Here is a 19,582-nt window from a genome sequence, read left to right as displayed (position 1 = left end):
GGCACGTCGACCGCCCGCACGATGTTCGTCATGCGCGCGGCCAGGTCTGCGGCCAGCCGTGGATCAGCACGACCGGCGTGCCGCTGCCGCCGGTCACGTAGTGCATACGGACGCCATCGATGTCGGCGAACTCGTGCCGGAAGGTGTTCTCGAACTGTGGATTTCCCTGAGTGGCGACAGCGTAGGGGGCGACATCGGTGGAGGCCGGCGTGGAGCAGGCTGCGGTGCCGACCGTGATCAGCAGGGTGAGCACGACGGTAGCGACCGCGCACGCTGCGCGGAGGAAGCGGTGCGTCGGTTGCTGGGTTGTGGTGATCATGTGTTCCTGTCCTGGAGTAGAACTCAGCGCCCGGTCGTGCCATCGATCAGTTCGCGCAGGATGTCGGCGTGGCCCGCGTGACGGCCGGTCTCCTCGATCATGTGGGTGAGTGCCCAGCGGAGGCTGGGAGCGGGGCGGTCCGGCCGCGGTCGAGGGACGGGTGCGCCGAGATCGGTGCAGCCGTCGAGTATTTCGTTGGCACGCTCGACCGCATCTCGGTAGCGGGCGACCACATCGGCCACGCTGTCGGCTGGTGCGGCCTGGAATGTCGCCTGCCAGTCGATGACGTTGTCCCCGAGGAACATCGAGCGTTCGACGAAGGTCAGATGCTGGAGCAGCCCGAGCAGGTTCGTGCCCGACGGCACTGCGGCAGTTCGCACCTGTGGTTCGGGGGCACCCTCGACCTTCGCGGCGATCGCGGCCCTGAGGTAGTCGAGGAATCCGCGCAGGATTTCGGTCTCGGTGCTTCCGGTCGAGGGCGGCGGAGTGTCGCCGCGGAGTTTGCGGCGCGTTGTGGTGCTCATCAAGCCTCCTGTGGTCGGCACGCGCCCAGTCTTGCCACGCTCACTACGATCTGGCACGCGATCTTGCTGTTCCGGCAAGATGGCCCCGTGGATCGCGAAACGGACGACGTGCTCGACGCGGTGGGGCCGCGGCTGCGTGCGCTGCGGCGCGACCGCGGCATCACCCTCGCCGACCTCGCGGCGGCGACCGGCATATCGGAGAGCACCCTGTCCCGGCTGGAAAGTGGGCAGCGCAGAGCGACCCTCGAGTTGCTGCTGCCGCTCGCCCGCACCTACGACATTCCGCTGGACGACCTCGTCGGCGCCCCACGCACCGGCGACCCGCGGATACACCTGAAGCCGATCCGGCGGTCCGGGATGATCTTCGTGCCGCTGTCCCGGCGGCCGGGCGGGATACAGGCGTTCAAGATGATCATTCCCGCTCAGCCGGAACCGCTCGAACCGACCCCGCAGACTCACGAAGGCTTCGAATGGCTGTACGTGCTCAACGGTCGCTTGCGGCTGGTGCTCGGTGAGCGGGACATGACATTGCCGCCGGGGGAGGCCGCCGAGTTCGACACGTCCTTGCCGCACTGGCTGGGCAGCGCCGACGGCGGTGTAGTCGAACTACTTATCCTGTTCGGCCTGCAAGGAATGCGAGCGCACGTGCGCGTCGACCCTCATCGGTCGTCGCATGGCGGTAGCTGGCGATGAGCTCGGCGAAATAACCGTCAGCGCTGTGTTTCTGCGGCGGTCCGCAGGTCGGCCAGCCAGGCTTCGAGACCGGCACCGAGAAAGTGGGTGGAGGTCGGCACGTCCGCTTCGACCTGTGCTCCGTTCCAGTTCTCCTCGGTGCGCACCAGGACGCCGCCGTCCACCGGGGTGAAGGTCCAGACATGAATTCCGTCGTCGATGCGCATCCCATCACCGATCGCCGGTCCGCTCCAGCGGATGCACCGCGCGGGTTGCAGCTGCTGGACGGTGGAGGTGATTGTCAGGGTGGTCGCGGGGGTCGTGGCGGTGGCGGGGGCAGGAGTGGTCCATCGAAACTGCGAACCAGCTTGCAGCGGCCCCGAATCCAGACGCTCGATGCTGGTGACCGGCTGCTGCCAGGACGGCCAGTGTGCTACATCGGTCTGCAGATTCCAGACGACGTCCAGCGGCGCTTTGATCAGGGCCTCGGTCCGGTAATGAATCGGTGCGGCAGTGTCGATGCCCGCACCCTCGCAGGTCAGCGGAGTCGAGTCGGCTGGGCCGTCGGCATGTGCAGAGGTGACGGTGGCGCTCGGGAATGCGGCGGACAACGCGATCCCGAGCAGGGCGGCCCGCCCGCGGCGACGGATGGTGCCGGACTCGGCGTGCGCGTTCGGGGTGCTGGACAGGCGAGTGTTGTTCATGGTTCTGCTCCTCATCGACGGGCTCACCAACTGGTGAGCATCTATTGCAATGGTTAGAGGTTATAACGCTCAGGGCGTGAGAAGCAAGAGCAAAAGTGATACCTTCTAACCGAAGAGCGTGGCGTCCAGCCGGGAAGGGAGCGGTCCATGGCAAACCCAGGTGCGAAGACCCCGCGGGAGCGCTATCGAGTGCAGATGCGGGCGGAGATCAAGCAGTGCGCCTGGCAGCAGATCGCCACGGCGGGGGCGTCCGCGCTGTCGCTCAACGCCATCGCCAAACAGGTGGGCATGAGCGGCCCCGCTCTGTACCGGTACTACGCCAGCCGCGACGAACTGATCACCGAACTCATTCGCGACGCCTACCGCAGCCTCGCCGACACGCTGCGCGCGGCCCGGGACTCCGGCGCCGACCTGGCCGGACTGGCTTACGCGCTACGGGAGTGGGCCTTGGCCGACCCGCAGCGATACTTCCTCATCTACGGCACGCCCGTCCCCGGCTACCACGCACCCGAGGACACCACCGAGATCTCGAACGAGATCATGACGATGCTGATCGAGGCATTCTCCGCGCTGCCCGCGGACCCACGCACGACACCGTTCGACACCCACCTCGAACACCATCGCCGATGGGCCGGCGCCCCCTCGGTACCGGCCACAACTCTGCACCGAGCGGTGGCCTTCTGGACCCGGCTGCACGGCGTCCTCTCCCTCGAACTCGCCGGGCATTTCACCGGAATGGAGTTCGACCCCGCCCTATTGTTCGCCGACGAACTCGAGACCCTCATCACAGACTGACCACGCCGCAGCAGCGTGTCACAACCACTCGTGCAGAACCTCCGCGATACTCCGGAGCGCCGCATCAGTGGTCATCCGCCAGTGTGTGGTGGCCACCGGGTGGTTGTGCACGGAACCCGCCACTGCTGCCGTCCAGGTCGCGGCGCCGACGGAACCCGTCGGATCGTCGTGGGCCGCAGTGAAATAGACGAGGTCGCCATCGAATGACCGCGCTCGATATGCCACGTCGAGAGCCGCCGAATCGATCGCCGCGGCCACGACCCGTTCGATCCGTGCGGCCCCGAAGGATGCGAACGGCTCGGGGAGCGCGCTCAATCGCTGTGCCAGCTCGGACAATTCCACCGTCTCGTCCAGGCCGAATTCCGCGGCCCGAGCGCCGAGCAGTCCACCGAGCAGGTCCGGCACCGTAACCTTGATCCCCGCGAGTTTGGATCCGGCGCCGATGTCGAGTAGTCGACTGTCCATCATGCCCAGCAGCGCCACCTGCGCGCCTTCGTCCTGGAGTTGGACGGCCATGGCATGGGCGAGCACACCGCCGAGTGACCAGCCGAGCAGGTGGTAGGGACCCTCCGGTTGAACCTCACGAATGTGTTTGACGTAGTGCCGCGCCCAATCCTCGATCGAATCCGGCAGTGGGTCCGTCGAACTCAGCGCGGGTGACTGGAGTCCGTAAATGGGCCGATCCGCATCGAGATGGGCTGCCAGCCCGGCGAACGACCACGCGATGCCCCCGATCGGATGGATGCAGAACAGCGGCTCGGCGGTGCCGGAAACCCGCAGCGGCAACAGCACATCGAATGCCGCGTCGGCACCGGCGCCCGCCGCGCCGCGCGCACGCAACTCCGCGAGGATGCCCGCGGGGGTGGGGGCGGTGAACGCCCACATCACCGGAATCGTTTCGGCCATCGCCTCGCTCAACCGAGCCGTCAGCTTGGTCGCGATCAGTGAATTCCCGCCGAGTTCGAAGAAGTTGTCATCCAATCCGATGCGATCCAGACCCAGTACTTCCGCGAAAATCTCGCAGACCATGGTCTCGAGCGCTGTCGTCGGTGCGCGGAAGGCGCGGGTCCCGAACTCCGGTTCGGGCAGCGCCGCGCGATCGAGTTTGCCGACCTGGGTCAACGGGACGTCGTCGAGGACGACGATCGCCGCGGGCACCATATGCGACGGCAAGGTCCGTGCGGCCCAGCGGATCAGCCGATCCGGATCGATCACCCGGTCCTGGGCGGCCACCACGTACGACACCAGAACCGTTGCCCCAGCGGAATTCTCCCGGCCGATCGTGACGGCGAAATCCACTTCCGCATGGGCGGCCAGTACCGCATCGATCTCGCCGAGTTCGATTCGGAAGCCACGAATCTTCACCTGGAAATCGGTACGGCCCCGATAGTCGAGCTCGCCTTCGGCATTCCATGCCACCAGATCGCCGGTGCGATACATCCGGGCACCCGGCTGGAACGGGTTGGCGACGAAACGATCCGCCGTCAGGTCAGCGCGACCGAAGTAGCCCCGCGCCAACTGTCCTCCGGCCAAGTACAACTCACCCACGACGCCGGCCGGAACCGGGCGCAACCGCGAATCCAGCACGTATACCTGATTGTTCCACGCCGGTCTGCCGATCGGCACGGCCAGTTCATCGAACCTGCCCACCTGATGGCTGGTGATCGACACCGCCGCCTCGGTCGGACCGTACAGGTTGTACAGCGACGCATCGGGCGCCGCGGCAGCGAATCGGCGCGCCAGCGCGGCAGGCAGGGTCTCACCGATCGCCAGCACCTGGCGCAACGAGTCCGGCAGCCGACTGGTCAGCAATGCGTCCAGCATCGACGGCACCGCGTGCAGGGTGGTCACGCCCGCACATGTCATCAGCTCGTTCAGGTATGCCGGGTCGCGGTGGCCGTCCGGCGCGGCGATTACCAGGCGGCCGCCGCAGACCGCGGCCGACCAGAATTCCCACACCGACAAATCGAACGTCGCCGCCGTCTTCAGCAACAGCGCGTCATCGGCGGTCAATCCGAATTGCGCTGTCTTCCAGAGCAACTGATTGACAATCGCACCGTGTGTGACCGCGACCCCTTTCGGGCGACCGGTGGAGCCCGACGTGAAGATCACATAGGCCGCGTGCTCGGCGCGCAACGGCGCGATCCGCTCCGCGTCGGTGATCGGGGTCGCGTCCACCGAGGACAGGTCCAGTCGATCCATCAGCACCACCGGCGCAGCGGAGGTTCCGAAATCCGCATCGGTATTCGTCAGCACACAAACCGGTGCCGCCGTCTTCAGTATGTAGTCGGTCCGGTGCGCGGGTTGCTCCGGATCGATCGGCACGTACACACCGCCGGCCTTGCTGACCGCATACATCGCGACGACCAGATCCATCGAACGCTGAATGGCCAATGCCACCCGCGACTCCGGGCCCACACCCGACGAAATCAAGTACCGCGCCACCTTGTTCACGCGTCCATCGAGCTCACCGTAGGTGATTCGAGTGCCGTCGGCGGCGACCAGCGCCGTGGACTCCGGTGTGGCAGCGACTGTCTCGTCGAGCAGCGACGCTAAGGTGGCGGCCGTATTCACCTGGTGCGCGGTGTCGTTCCATGCCGTGAGGATCCGTGTGCTTTCTCCGGTCGCGAGCAGATCGATGGCACCGACCGGCACCTGCGGATCCGCGATCACGGCATCGAGGACCCGGACGAACCGGTCCACGAAACTCCGCACCGTCGACTCGTCGAACAGATCCGCGGCGTAGGTGAAGAAGCCGCCGATACCCGTCGGCGCACCGTCCTCGGCATAGCTGTCGGCCATGATCACATGCAGATCGAACTGCGACAGCTGTCGATCCTGTGCCAACGCCGTGACGGTCAAGCCCGGCAACTCGATCCTGGCCGGGGCCAGATTCTGGAACGACAGCCCCACCTGGAACAGCGGATGCCGCGCCGTCGAGCGCACCGGATTGAGCACTTCGACCAATTGCTCGAACGGCACATCGGCATGGGCGAAGGCTTGGACATCGATATCGCGTTGCCGCGCAAGCAACTCCGTGAAACCCGCACCCGCATCCACCCGGGTGCGGAACACCAGGGTGTTGACGAACATGCCGATCAGATCGTCCAGCACCGCCTCACCCCGGCCCGCTATCGGTGTACCGATCGCAATATCGTCGGTGCCGGACAAGCGAGCCAGCAACACCGCCAGCGCGGTATGCACAACCATGAACAGCGTCGCGCCCTCGGCTCGTGCCAGCCCCGCCAACGCCGCATGCGCACGCGCATCGATGTGCAGCTCCACTCGGCCACCTGCGAACGACTGCACCGCCGGCCGGGGCCGGTCTGTCGGCAAATCCAGCTGATCCGGCAGGTCGGCAAGGGCTCGCCGCCAGTAGGCGATCTGCTCGGCCGCCATCGACCCCGGCTGGTCCGCATTGCCGAGCAACGCACGGTGCCACAGCGTGTAATCCGCGTACTGCACGGCCAGCGGCGACCAATCCGGGGCCCGGCCCAATGCACGAGCCGCGTATGCCGACGCCAGGTCACGAGTGAGCGGGCCACCGGAGTAGCCGTCACCCGCGATGTGGTCGACGACCATGGCCAGCACGAATTCGGTGTCCGCGACCCGGAACAGCACGGCGCGGACAGGCACCTCGGCGGTCACGTCGAAGGCCGTCGTCGAAACCAGTTCCAGCACAGCCGATTCCACCTCGGCGGCATTGACGGTACGAACCTCCAGCCGCGGTACCTGGGAGTGACCGGGAGGCAGGATGACCTGCACCGGATCCGCTGCATCCCCTAGCTGCGGATATATGGTTCGCAGGATCTCATGGCGCACAACGACATCGGTGAAGGCCTGCCCCAGCGCGGCGATATCCAGTTCGCCGGTCAGGCGGATGGCGACAGGAATGTTGTATGCGGTCGACTCGGTATCGAACCTGTTGAGAAACCACATCCGTTGCTGTGCGGGCGAGAGCGGAATACGTTCCGGCCGTGGGCCCGCCACCAGGGCGCGGCGACTCCCGGTACCGGTGAGCTTCGCCACCTCTCGCGCACAACCCGCGACGGTGGGCGCGGCGAACAACACACGCACCGGAACCCGGGCATCCAGCGTCATGCCGAGGCGAGCGGTCACCCGCGTGGCGAGCAGCGAATTGCCGCCCAGCTCGAAGAAATCGTCGTCTGCGCCGATCCGCTCGATGTCCAGTACCTCGGCGAAGACACCGGCCACGGCCCGTTCGGCCGCCGTCGACGGTTCCCGGTAGGTGCGCGCCGCGAACTGCGGTTCGGGGAGGGCATTTCGGTCGAGTTTGCCGACCGCGGTCAATGGAATCTCGTCGAGTACCACGACCGCCGCGGGAACCATATGCGACGGCAGGCTCCGCGCAGCCCACCGCGTCAGTTGCTCCGGATTCAGCGACCGGCCCATCACATACGACACCAGAATCGTGGCCCCGCTGGGGTTTTCGCGCGTGATGGTCACCGCGTAGTCGACGTCGGGGTGCGCGGCGAGCACCGCGTCGATCTCCCCGAGCTCGATGCGGAAGCCACGGATCTTCACCTGGAAGTCCGTGCGGCCCAGGTACTCCAACTCCCAACCGGTAGCCGTGGCATTCGTTACCTCGACCCATCGGACCAGATCGCCGGTCCGGTACATCCGGTCGCCCGGCGGACCCCACGGATTCGCGACGAAACGTTGCGACGTCGCTCCGGAACGCCCGTGATAGCCGCGGGCCAGTGCCGGGCCCGCCAGATACAGCTCACCGGTGACACCCGCGGGCACCGGGTGCAACCGCTCATCGAGCACCGCCGCCAACCCGCCGGGGACCGGACGGCCGATCGTTACCCGTTGTCCCGCGAGCAGAGTCGTATAGGTCGCGCCGATCGTCGCCTCGGTCGGACCGTATCCGTTGATGAAGCGGCGACCCGGCTGCCACCTGGCAAGCAGTTCAGGAGTGGTGGCTTCGCCTCCTGCGGACACCACAGCCAAGTCGTCCAGTCCGGCGGGATCGACGGTGCCGAGCAGTGCCGGGGTGATGATCGTATGCGTCACCCGTTCGCCGCGCAGCAGGTCACGAAGTTCGGTGCCGCCGACGATATCCGGCGCGGCGATCACCAGGGTGGCACCGCTGTAGAACGCGCTGGACCACTCCTCGACCGATTGGTCGAAACTCGGCGAACATACATGCAGCATCCGATGTTGCGGCCCGAGTGCGAGCATGTCGACCGTGTGGCCGACCAGTCCACCTAACCCGGCGTGGGTGACGGCGACCCCCTTGGGTAGTCCGGTAGACCCCGACGTGTAGATCACATAGGCCGGATGCGACATGCGCAGCGGGGCACGACGGTCCGCGTCGGTCACCGTGGCCGCCGAGTGGGCGGCGCAGTGTGCGAGCACCGCGGGATCGTCGAACACCAGCCAATCCACCGTGTCGGGCAGATCTGCGTGCTCGGCGACCGTAATGCCCACCACCGCACCGGAATCGGCCACCATGTGCCGCACCCGGTCCACCGGGTAGCTCGGATCGACCGGCAGATATGCGCCACCCGCCTTGGCGACCGCCCATACCGCGGCGATCATTTCGTACGAACGTCGCATCGCGAGCGCCACCACCGTCTCGGGCGCGACACCTCGATCGATCAGTACGCGCGCCAGACGCGACGACAGTTCGTCGAGCTCACCGTAGGTGTATGCGCGCCCCGCGTCGCGCACCGCGACTCGATCACGCCCGAAACCGACTCCCCGCGTCAATAGATCCGGCAGCATCCCGACGGCAGCCGCGGGGCCGCCGCCCATCCGGGGCAGCCACTCGTACTCGTCGTCGACCAACAGCGGCAGATCGCGCACCCGCGTCGCGGGCTCGTCCACGACCGCCGCCAGCACCCGGACGAACCGCCGGACGAACATCTGCGCCGTACCGTCATCGAAAAGATCACGCACGAAAGACATTTCGCCGCGCATCCGGTCCGAGTCGCCATCCGCGGCCGAGATCGCCAGCGCCAGATCACCGACCGCATCCGGCGGGCTCTGGAACGACAGGGCCACCTGGAACAGGGGATGCCGATCCGGCGACCGCCGCGCACCCAACAGATCGACCAACTCGTCGAACGGAATACCCGCGTGCGTGAACGCTTGCAGCTCACGCTGGTGTGCCTCCGGTAGGAGGTCGGCGAAGCGCGCGGCCCGATCCACGCGGGTGCGCAGCACCAGCTCGGCATGGCGATCGCCTGGCAGCGGAGTGCCGATCGCGATGTCGTCGGAGCCGGATAGCCGCGCGAGCACTACCGCCAATGCCGTGCGCACCACCGCGGTCCATGTCACGCCCGCCGTGTGCGCAAGTTGTCGCAGACCCAGGTGTACCTCGTTCGGTACCGAGAACTCCACCCGCCCACGGACATCGGACCGCAGCGCCGTGCGCGGCCGGTCCGTGGGCAGCTCCAGCCGATCGGGCAGGTCCGCCAATGCGGTGCGCCAGTACCGAGACCTGGTGATCGGGTCGTCCGATTCGGTGTCGCACAGCACCGCGACATCGGACGCGGTACGGTCCGGTGTCGCGGGCAGATCGCTGAGCACGCGGCGAAGCCGATCGGCCACGGCCTGTGCCGTCTGGTCGGCGACGATATCGCGCCGGTACTTCACCTGCACCAGCGTCCGGGTATCCAGGAAGACCACAACGGTGATCGGATAGTGCGTGAAGTCGGCTCCGCGCATTTGCTCGATCCGCAACCCGTCGATGGCGCCGCCGGCCTGCTGTAGCCCCTCGGCGTCGACCGGGTAGGACTCGAAGACCAGCATTGTGTCGAACAGCTCGTCATGGGGGACGCCGGCGGACGAAGCCTGCGTAGTCGGCGGGGTGGGTGAGCCCAGCCCGGCGACGCGTTGGATCTCGCCGAGTCCGAGGTGGTGATGGTCCAACAGCGACGCTTGCTCGCCCTGCAAACCCGTCAGCAGGGTCCGCACTGTCGTGTCTGGATCGAACCGGATCCGTACCGGGATGGCATCCACGAACAGGCCGATCATGTCGCCGATACCGTCGAGTTGCGGCGGTCTGCCCGAGACGGTCGCGCCGAAGACGACATCGTCGCGTCCGGTGCTACCGGCGATGACCAGACCCCATGCCGCCTGTATCACCGTATTGGCGGTGACCTCGGCCGTAGCCGCGTACGCCGTAAGCGCCGAGGTCTGTGCGGCCGACAGATCGAATTCAACGACGCCGAACCCGTCACCGGTCGCCGCGGGCCACGCCAGTTCAGGGGCGAGCATGGTCGCGGTGGCGCCGGTCAACACGTCCGACCAGGCGCGTACCGCGGCCTCCCGGTCTTGTTGGGTGAGCCACCGCAGGTAGTCGCGGTAGGGCCGGACCGGTGCGAGCAGTGACGTGTCGCCGCCGGTCGCGTACAGGACCAGGAGCTCCTTCATCAACAGCGGCATCGACCAGCCGTCGAGCAGAATGTGGTGTCCGGTCAACACGAGATGGCTGTGAGTATGGTGCCCGGAGTCGTTGGTGTACACCGTGAATCGCAGCAGCGGCGCCACCGCCGGATCGAATCCGCGTCGCCGCTCGGCGACCAGCAGCTCCGCCAGCTCGTCCTCGGACACGCCCTCGACAACCTGCCACGGCACCTCGACCCCGTCCATCACCAGCTGCACCGACGTCCCGTCGGCCATGGGGACGAAGGCCGACCGGAGGTTCGCGTGCCGGTCCAGAATGGTCTGCGCGGCTCGGCGCAACCGGCCCATATCCAGCTCGCCGGTCAGCCGCGCTGCCAGCTGGATTATGTAGGCGTCGATCGAACCGTCCAGTAGCTCGATGAGCACCCGGAGCGAATTCTGCAGCGGTGACAGTGGCAGCACATCCGACAGTCCAGGATGGTTGCGCCGCCACTGGTCCAACTCGACCTGAGAGACCCGCACCAGCGGCACATCCGACGGAGTCAGACCGCCGGCAGCCGGATCCTTCGCGTGGTCGGCGATCGCGGTGAGTGCGGTCAGCCAGTCCTCGGCCAACTCCCGCACCGCCGCCTCGTCGAGGATCGCGGCGGCAAAAGCGAACGACGCCACCATCCGCGGGCCATCCGCCGTATCGCTGACAATCGTGTTGATGTCGATCACCGCGGACAGTGGCAGGTCCGGATTCGGCTCTGCGGCAATGGTTCCCAGTTCTCCGGTCGGCAACCAGGCCGAGCGGCCGTCGGGCACCGCACCCGCCGAAACACGGCCGAGGTAGTTGAAGCTGATCTGCCCGAGATCACCGGCCAGCGCGTCGGCGGTGTCCGGATTCAGATGCCGGAGCAGGCCGAAACCGATGCCTCGATCCGGCACGGAAAGCAGTTGCTCCTTCACCGATTTCAGCACCGCGGCGGTCGTCTCGCCACCGGCGAGGGCGGCTTCGGTGTCGATTCCGGACAGGTCGATGGCCACCGGACTGATGGTGGTGAACCAACCCACGGTGCGAGTCAGGTCAGCGCCGGGCACCGCGTCTTCCTCGCGGCCGTGCCCCTCGAGCCGCAGTCGAGTGACCGGAGCATCGATGCCGCGCCGCGCCCGCCAGGAACGCACCGCCATCGCGAGCGCTGCGAGCAGACTGTCGTTGGCGCCGCCCTGGTATAGCGCCGGAACTTTGGCGAGCACCGCGTCGGCGACTTCGACCGGAACCCGGATATCGAATACGCCCCGGGTCTGGAAGGTATCGGCGACCGGGTCCAGCGCACGCGCGCCGAACAGTGGATCCGGCGTGGCCAGCACCCGCTGCCAATAGCCGAGTTCCTCGGCACGGTCCGGTGTGGCGGCCGCTTCCACCAAGGCGTGCGCCCAGCGCCGGAAGGAGGTGCCGACGGCGGGCAAGGCCACCGGCTGCCCGGCGCTGCGCTGCGCCCACGCGAGCACGAGGTCGGGAATGAGAATGCGCCACGACACACCATCGATCGCATAGTGATGGACCGTGACGGCGACAGTATCGGGCGCATCGGGTCTGCGCAGCCACGTGCACGCGATCATCCGGCCCGCAGCGGGATCCAACGTGGCCAACGCGGAATCCATGGCCGCGTTGGCAATTCGGTTCAGCTCGGCCTCGTCGACACCCGCGGGCACCTCGACCTCGGCGACCAGCGCGTCGGCCTCGACGGCGTTACGCGCCAACACCTCGAACCGCCACGACCCGTCCGCTTGCCACACGCGCGAACGCAGCACATCATGATGTTCGAGCACCGCGCCGACAGTGGCCACCACACCCGCGCGATCGATCCCCTCCGGCAATCCGAGCACCATGCTCTGGGCGAACCGACCGAACGAACCGTTGGCGAGGAACCAGGCAAGTACCGGAGTCAACGGAACCGCGCCGACACCGCCGCCGGGCAACTCGGCAAGAATCGCCGCCGACTCCGCACCGACCACGGCAACGCGAGCCAATCTCGCGACTGTCTTCTGCTCGAACACATCCCGCGCGGTGAACACCATCCCCGCCGCCTTGGCCCGCGACACCAACTGGATCGACATGATGCTGTCACCGCCGAGCGCGAAGAACGAATCGTCCACTCCGACCCGTTCCATACCCAGCACCTGCGCGAAGAGTTCGGCGAGCCGCGACTGCACCGCGCCGACCGGAGCACGCGACACCGCCGTCTGGAATACCGGCTCCGGCAACGCTTTACGGTCCAGTTTTCCGTTCGAAGTCAACGGCACCCGGTCCAGCACCACAATCGCCGTGGGCACCATATGCGACGGCAGGATCCCGGCCGCATATTCCCGCAGCCCGGCCGGATCCACCACCCGTCCCGGCGCCGCCCGCACATATGACACCAATGCCGTTGCGCCACTGGGCGTCTCGCGACCCAGCGTGACCACGAAATCGATATCGGCATGTCGGCCGAGCACGGTATCGATCTCGCCGAGTTCGATACGGAAACCACGGACCTTCACCTGGAAATCAGCGCGACCGACATAGTCGAGCTGCCAATCCGCCGACGGAACGGCGAGATTCCCTGCCCGCTGCTCCGGTGTCGCGTACCAGCGCACGAGGTCGCCGGTGCGATACATCCGTGAACCCGGCCCACCCCAGGGATTGGCGACAAACCGCTGTGCGGACAACCCGGCGCGGTTCCAGTAGCCACGAGCCAGCGCGGTGCCGGCCAGATACAGCTCACCCGTAACACCGGGCGGTACCGGATTCAACCGCGAATCCAGCACGAACGCCGAACTAGCCAGAATCGGCCTGCCGATCGTGATGTGTTGCCCCGCAACCAGTTCCACATTCGACGACATGACTGTCGCCTCGGTCGGACCGTACGCGTTGAACAACCGGCGTCCCGGCTGCCACTTGGCCAACAGCTCCGGGGTCAGGACATCCCCACCCACGAACAGCACTTCCATCCGGTCCACACCGGCCGGATCGACCGTGCCGAGCACCGCCGGGGTGATGATCGTGTGCGTCACCGCCTCGGTTCGCAGCAGCTCGCCGAGTTCCGGTCCGCCCGTGACATCCGACGGCACGACCACCAACGTCGCCCCCACCGAGAACGCGCACATCCATTCCATCACCGACGGATCAAAACTCGGCGAACAAATATGCAGATACCGGTGGTGCGGCTCGAGACAGTACTGGCCGACGGAATGATCGACCAGATCGCTCAATCCGCCATGGGTTACGGCGACCCCCTTGGGCAGGCCCGTCGAGCCCGAGGTGTAGATCACATAGGCCGGATGTTGCGTCCGTAACGGCGCAATCCGCTCGGCATCGGTAATCGCGTCGGCGGACTTGCCTGCACGCAACGCCGCCGTCGCCGGTGCATCGAGCACCAGCCAATCCACCGCATCGGGCAGCCGATCGACCTGGTCGGACGCGGTAATGCCCAGGGCCGCACCGGAATCGGTCAACATGTGCCGCACCCGATGCGCGGGATGAGCCGGGTCGATCGGCAGATGCGCACCACCGGACTTGGCGATCGCGATGGCTGCCAGCACCATCTCGTAGGAACGGGGCAGTGACACCGCAACCGGCAGTTCGGGACCCACACCTCGATCGATCAGGACCCTCGCCAACCGCGACGACTGTTCGTCGAGTTCGCCGTAACTGATCGACCGCCCCTGGTACCGCACCGCAATCCGGTCCCGGCCCAACGCGAGTCCACGAGTCAGCAGATCAGGCAGTAATTGGGGCGCCCGCACGTCATTGTCGTGGACCCGGGTCAGCAGGGCCAGCTCCTGGTCGCCGAGCAACGGCAGTTCACCGATCGGGTCCCCGGGTCGGCTCACCGCGGCCGCCAGCAGCCGAAGGAATCGCTCGGCGAAGATCTCCACGGTGCGCCGGTCGAACAGATCGGGCGCGAAGGAAAGGTTCGCGACAATGCGGGCGCTGTCCCGGTTCTCCCGAATGTGCAGGGACAGATCGAACGGGCCGCGTGCGACGGGAGTCCGATCACCGGCGGACAGCATCACCTGTACCAGCGGGTGACGTGCGTTCGACCGAACCGGATCCAGCAGTGCCACCAACTCGTCGAAGGGCAGGTCTGTTCGTGTGAATGCCTGTAGGGCAATGTCTTTCGCCTGCTCGAGCAGATCGCCGAACGAGATTTCACCCGGCACCCTGGTGCGCAGTACGACCGTGTTGACCGATCCGCCCGTTTCGGTGGGGGTGCCGATCGCGATGTCATCGGTCCCCGATAGTCGCGCAAGCAATACCGCGAATGTCGCGTGCACGACGGTGAACACCGTGGTGTCGTGCGCGACTTGATGTAGCCGGTGCTGCAGGTCCGCACCGATCTCGAACTCGACGCACGAGTCCGCGAGGGAGGGGATCGCAGGACGTGGGCGATCCGTGGGCAGGTTCAGCTCATCCGGCAGGCCCTGGAGCACGGTGCGCCAGTAGCGCGTCTGCGAGATCAGATCGCCGCGATCATCGAAGAACCGATTGATTTCCGCCGGTGTGCGCTCCGGCGTCGCAACGAATTCACCGATCAGCACCCGCAACCGCGCGGCGAGCGCCTGCGCGGCGGCGGCGGTGATCATGTCGCGCCGGTACTGCACCTGCACATGCAGTCGAGTGCCCAACTCGACCACGACAGCCACCGGATAGTGCGTGAAGTTGCGACCTTGGAGATCGACGACTTCCAGCCCGTCGATCGTCGCGTGAGCCTGCCGCAAACCATCGGTATCGACGGGATACGACTCGAAGGCCACGAGAGAATCGAACAACTCGCCCGCACCAGTGGCGCGCTGAATATCGGCCAACCCGATGTGATGAGCGTCGAGCAACGAAACCTGTTCGGACTGCAGCCGAATCAGCAGTTGCCGCACCGGCGCATCGGAGTCGAACCGAACCCGGACAGGGACGGTATTGGCGAACAGGCCGACCATTTCGTCGACCCCGTCGACCTGCGGCGGCCGCCCGGAAACCACCGCGCCAAACACGACATCATCGCCTCCGGCACTGGCCGCGAGCACCAGGCCCCACGCCGCCTGGACGACCGTATTGACGGTGACCTCGGTTGCCGCGGCGAACTTCAACAGCTCCGCAGTCTCGACGGGTGACAGGTCGGCGGCGCAAACACCGTGGCCGTCGGCGGGCGTCGCGGGTGGCGGCAGGGTCGTGGCCAGCCGAGTCGGCGTCGGATCTGCCAGCGCCGCGCGCCACGTCTGCAGGGTGGCGTCCCGGTCGTAGCGGGCCAACCAGGCGAGATAGTCCCGATACGGCCGGACTCGCGGCAGCGGCGTCGAATCACCGTCGGCCGCATAGGAAACCAGTAGTTCCTTCATCAGCAACGGCATCGACCAGCCATCCAACAGGATGTGATGCGCGGTCAACACCAGATGTACGCGTCCGGAGTCCGTGCGATACACCGTGAATCGCAGCAGCGGCGCCACCGTCGGATCGAACCCGAGACATGCCTCGGCGGCCAGGAGCGACGCCGGATCGGTGTCCAAGGTGTCGAGGATCCGCCACGGGACCTCGAGACCCTCCGCGACGATCTGGACGGGGGCGCCCTCGACCGAAGTCCTGAACGCGGCCCGCAGGATCGCATGCCGATCCAACACCGCTTGCGCCGCCCGCCGTAGGCGATCCAGATCGATCACGCCGGACAACTCCACCGCCAACTGCAGCAGATAGGGATCCGCCGAATCGTCGGAAAGCTGTGTCAGGAAAAGCAATCCGAGCTGCAGGGGCGACAGCGGCAGGACATCGACCAGACCCGGGTGCTCCCGCTGCCAGATATCGAGTTCACTCTGGGTGATCCGCACGAGCGGGACATCCGCCGGAGTCAGGCCACCGGCCGCCGGATCGTGTACATGTCCGGCAAGCACGGTGAGTGCGGCCACCCAGTACTCGGCCAGCTCCCGCACAGCGGCTTCGTCGAGGATCTCGGACGCGTACGCGAACGACGCATTCATCTGCGCGCCCGCGTCGGTATCGGTGACGATCGCGTTGATGTCCACCACGGCGGCCGCGGGCATCGCCCGATCCTGGTCGGCTGCCGGGGCGCCCCAGTCGGCGGTCGGCAGCCAACTGTGATCCGTCAGTCCCTCCGGCACGTCGCCTGCGGAAATCCGACCGAGATAGTTGAAACCGATCTGGCCGAGCGCACCGTCGAGTTCGCCTGCGGTATCGGTGCCGAGATGACGCAGCATGCCGAAACCAATGCCTTTATCCGGCACCGCGAGCAGCTGCTCCTTCACCGTCTTGAGCATCGCCGCGGTCGCGTCGGCGGTGTTCCATGCGGCATCGGCGTCGATGCCGGACAGATCGAGCGCCACCGGATACATGCTGGTGAACCAGCCGACAGTGCGGTTCAGGTCGGCGCCGGCAACGGCGGTTTCCTCACGACCGTGTCCCTCGAGCCGGATTCGCGTGGCCGCGGCATCGACTCCTCTTTTCGCCCGCCACGAGCGCACCGCGAGCGCCAATGCCGCGAGCAGACCGTCGTTGACTCCGCTCCTATACAACCTCGGCAACTCGGTCAACACCGCATGGGTGATCTCGGGCGGCACCGAGACGGTGAAATGCCGCACCGTGGCCGCTGTATCGATAACCGGGTCGAGTGCCCGAGCGCCCAACAGGGGATCAGCGACGTTCAGAACCTGCCGCCAGTACGGCAATTCGCTGGTACGGTCCGCGGCGGTCGCCGCCTCGACCAGACCGTGCGCCCACCGTCGGAACGACGTGCCGACGCCGGGCAGGTCGATCCGGTGCCCACCATCGCGTTGCGCCCACGCGGTCACCAAGTCCGAGATCAGAATGCGCCACGACACGCCATCGATCACGTAGTGATGCGCGGCGATGATCAGCGCGTCCCGGCCGTCCGGCCGAGACAACCAGGTGCAGGCAATCATCCGAGCGGACGCCGGGTCGAGCGTGTCGAGGGCGGAATCCATTGCCGCACTGGCTGTTCCGCACAACTCATCTATGTCCAGTCCGGCGGGCACATCGATACGAGTGAGCAGCGTGTCCACGTCCACCACACCCGGCGGCAAGGTGTGCAGCTGCCATCGCCCGTCGGCGGACCACAGCCGTGCGCGCAGCATGTCGTGGTGGTCCAGCACCGCGGCGAGCGTGGCGACCAAACCCGTCCGGTCGATGTGCTCGGGTAGGGCAAGCACCATGTGCTGGGTGAACCGGCCGAACGACCGCCCCCCGACGAGATGGGCGGCCAGCACCGGTGTCAGCGGAATCTCCCCGATACCGCCGCCGGGCAACTCCGCGAGCGTCGGCGTGGGTTCGGCACCGACAACCGCGACCCGCGCCAACCCGGCCACGGTGCGCTGCTCGAACACATCCTGGGGGGTGAACACTATCCCTGCCGCACGGGCCCGCGAGACCAACTGGATCGATAGGATGCTGTCTCCACCGGCGGCGAAGAACGAATCCTCCGCCCCGACGCGCACACCGAGCACTTGGGCATACAACTCGGCGAGCCGGGATTCGACGGCGCCCACGGGGGCACGCGACACCGCCGCCTCGAACACCGGCTCGGGCAATGCCTGCCGATCGAGCTTTCCATTGGCGGACAAGGGGATCGCGTCGAGCACGACAATCGCGGACGGCACCATATGGCCGGGCAATGCGGCTCCGGCGAAGCGCAGGAGTTCTCCGGCTTCGAGGGAAATACCGTTGCGCGCAAGCACATAGGAGACCAGTACGGTCGCGCCGGAGGGCGCGAGCTTGCCGAGAGTCGCCGCGTATTCGATATCGGGGTGATCGGTCAGTGCGGCGTCGATCTCACCCAGTTCGATACGGAAGCCGCGAATCTTGATCTGGAAATCCGAGCGTCCCAGATATTCGATTGCGCCGTCGACGCTGCGGCGCCGCACCAGATCGCCGGTGCGATACATCCGTGCGCCGGGGTTGCCTGCTTCCCCGCCGAACGGATTCGCCACGAATCGTTCCGCCGTGAGCGCCGCCCGCCCCAGGTAACCCTGCGCGAGCGCGGGACCGGAAAGGTAGAGTTCGCCGATCACTTCGGCGGGTACCGGCCGCAACCGCGAATCGAGCACCACCGCGCCGACACCCGGCAGGGCGCTACCGATGGTGATCGGCTGACCGGGCACCAACTCGGCGCTACCAGTGACGAGAATGGTGGCCTCGGTGGGCCCGTAAGCGTTGTAGAAAGACCGCCCGGCGACCGCCCATCGGTTGACCAGCCGTGGGCCGAACGCATCACCCGCGACGACCACGACCCGCAACGTGTCGAGTCCGACCGGGTCGACCGACTCCAGCGCCGCAGGCGTGATCAGCATGTGCGTGACACGCTCACGGCGTAACAGGTCGGCGAGCTCGGCGCCGCCGAACACCGTCGGCGGGGCCACCACGAGCGTCGCGCCGGAACTGAAGGCCAGCAGCAGCTCGAGCACCGAGACGTCGAAGTTCGGCGAACAAACGTGCAGCACCCGCGAATCGTTATCGACCGCGTAGTGCTCTCGCTGAGCGTTCACCAGCAGCGCAAGACCTGCGTGAGTCACCACAACGCCCTTCGGGCGACCGGTGGAGCCGGAGGTGTAGATGACGTAGGCCGGATGCTGTTCGGTCGGTGTGCCCACCCGGTCGACATAGGAGATCGGATGTGCGGGTCGTGCCGCGATCCGCTCCCGGTGCAGCGGATCATCGACGTCGAGCCAGTAGATCTCGGTGCCGAACCGCGAGCGATGCGTCGAATCGGTGAGCCCCAGCACCGCCCGAGAGTCGGCGACGATGAATTCGATGCGCTCCGGCGGAAGGGTGGGGTCGACCGGCACATACGCCGCGCCGGTCTTGGCGATGGCCCATACGGCCAGTACGGATTCGATCGAGCGAGTGAAGCCGACGGCAACGACGTCGCCAGGGCCCACGCCCCGCCCGATCAGTTCCCTTCCCAGTCGCGAGGACGACTCGTCCAGCTCCGTGTAGGTGAGTTCGCGCTGATCAGCGGGTTCGCCGGTCGGGTTGTAGCGGATTGCGATCGAGCCGGCCGCGGATTCGACCGCGGCCCCCAACAACTGCATGAAGAGCGGGCTACTCGATTTGCGACGAATTCGACTCCGAACAGTTCGACGAACCCTATCCATTCGAGTACTACAGTCCTCTCGCGTCGAGCCCCACAGGTGTTGCCGAAACCCAC

6 protein-coding genes are annotated in these 19,582 nt (G+C 66.7%); 2 read left to right on the top strand and 4 right to left on the bottom strand.

The genetic code is table 11. The annotated features are described in order from the left end of the window. Positions 1-28: 28 nt before the first annotated feature. Both ACFYOW_RS02640 and ACFYOW_RS02635 read right to left on the bottom strand, forming a co-directional pair. Entirely contained in the window at positions 29-319 is a 291-nt protein-coding gene (locus ACFYOW_RS02640) for an alpha/beta fold hydrolase (protein WP_387283831.1), read from the bottom strand. Between the two features lie 23 nt (positions 320-342). Next, a complete protein-coding gene (locus ACFYOW_RS02635) occupies positions 343-843 on the bottom strand; it encodes a DinB family protein (protein ID WP_387283829.1) in 501 nt (166 codons plus the stop codon). 87 nt (positions 844-930) lie between these two features. Between ACFYOW_RS02635 and ACFYOW_RS02630 the strand changes: the two genes are divergently transcribed. Next, positions 931-1,536, top strand: a complete 606-nt coding sequence (locus tag ACFYOW_RS02630) for a helix-turn-helix domain-containing protein (RefSeq protein ID WP_387283827.1) — start codon at positions 931-933, stop codon at positions 1,534-1,536. A 17-nt stretch (positions 1,537-1,553) separates the two neighbouring features. On the opposite strand, the gene ACFYOW_RS02625 is transcribed toward ACFYOW_RS02630, so the two are convergent. Continuing rightward, positions 1,554-2,219: an SRPBCC family protein gene (locus ACFYOW_RS02625; protein ID WP_387283825.1), complete on the bottom strand. Its 666-nt coding sequence runs from the start codon at positions 2,217-2,219 to the stop codon at positions 1,554-1,556. 147 nt (positions 2,220-2,366) lie between these two features. Here ACFYOW_RS02625 and ACFYOW_RS02620 point away from each other — a divergent pair, with 147 nt between their 5' ends. Next, positions 2,367-3,014: a TetR/AcrR family transcriptional regulator gene (locus ACFYOW_RS02620; RefSeq protein ID WP_387283823.1), complete on the top strand. Its 648-nt coding sequence runs from the start codon at positions 2,367-2,369 to the stop codon at positions 3,012-3,014. 18 nt (positions 3,015-3,032) lie between these two features. On the opposite strand, the gene ACFYOW_RS02615 is transcribed toward ACFYOW_RS02620, so the two are convergent. After that, a complete protein-coding gene (locus ACFYOW_RS02615) occupies positions 3,033-19,466 on the bottom strand; it encodes an amino acid adenylation domain-containing protein (protein ID WP_387283821.1) in 16,434 nt (5,477 codons plus the stop codon). Positions 19,467-19,582 lie beyond the last annotated feature (116 nt).

This window comes from Nocardia sp. NPDC006982 (genome assembly GCF_042869435.1).
Taxonomy (GTDB): Bacteria; Actinomycetota; Actinomycetes; order Mycobacteriales; family Mycobacteriaceae; genus Nocardia.
Note: the sequence above shows the minus strand (reverse complement) of the source record. Positions and strands in the feature narration are given on the sequence as shown.

Excerpts from the sequence above, each read along its gene's own strand:
- ACFYOW_RS02620 (WP_387283823.1), top strand. The coding sequence starts at position 2,367 with ATGGCAAACCCAGGTGCGAAGACCCCGCGGGAGCGCTATCGAGTGCAG.
- ACFYOW_RS02640 (WP_387283831.1), bottom strand. The coding sequence starts at position 319 with ATGATCACCACAACCCAGCAACCGACGCACCGCTTCCTCCGCGCAGCG.
- ACFYOW_RS02625 (WP_387283825.1), bottom strand. The coding sequence starts at position 2,219 with ATGAACAACACTCGCCTGTCCAGCACCCCGAACGCGCACGCCGAGTCC.
- ACFYOW_RS02615 (WP_387283821.1), bottom strand. The coding sequence starts at position 19,466 with ATGCAGTTGTTGGGGGCCGCGGTCGAATCCGCGGCCGGCTCGATCGCA.
- ACFYOW_RS02635 (WP_387283829.1), bottom strand. The coding sequence starts at position 843 with ATGAGCACCACAACGCGCCGCAAACTCCGCGGCGACACTCCGCCGCCC.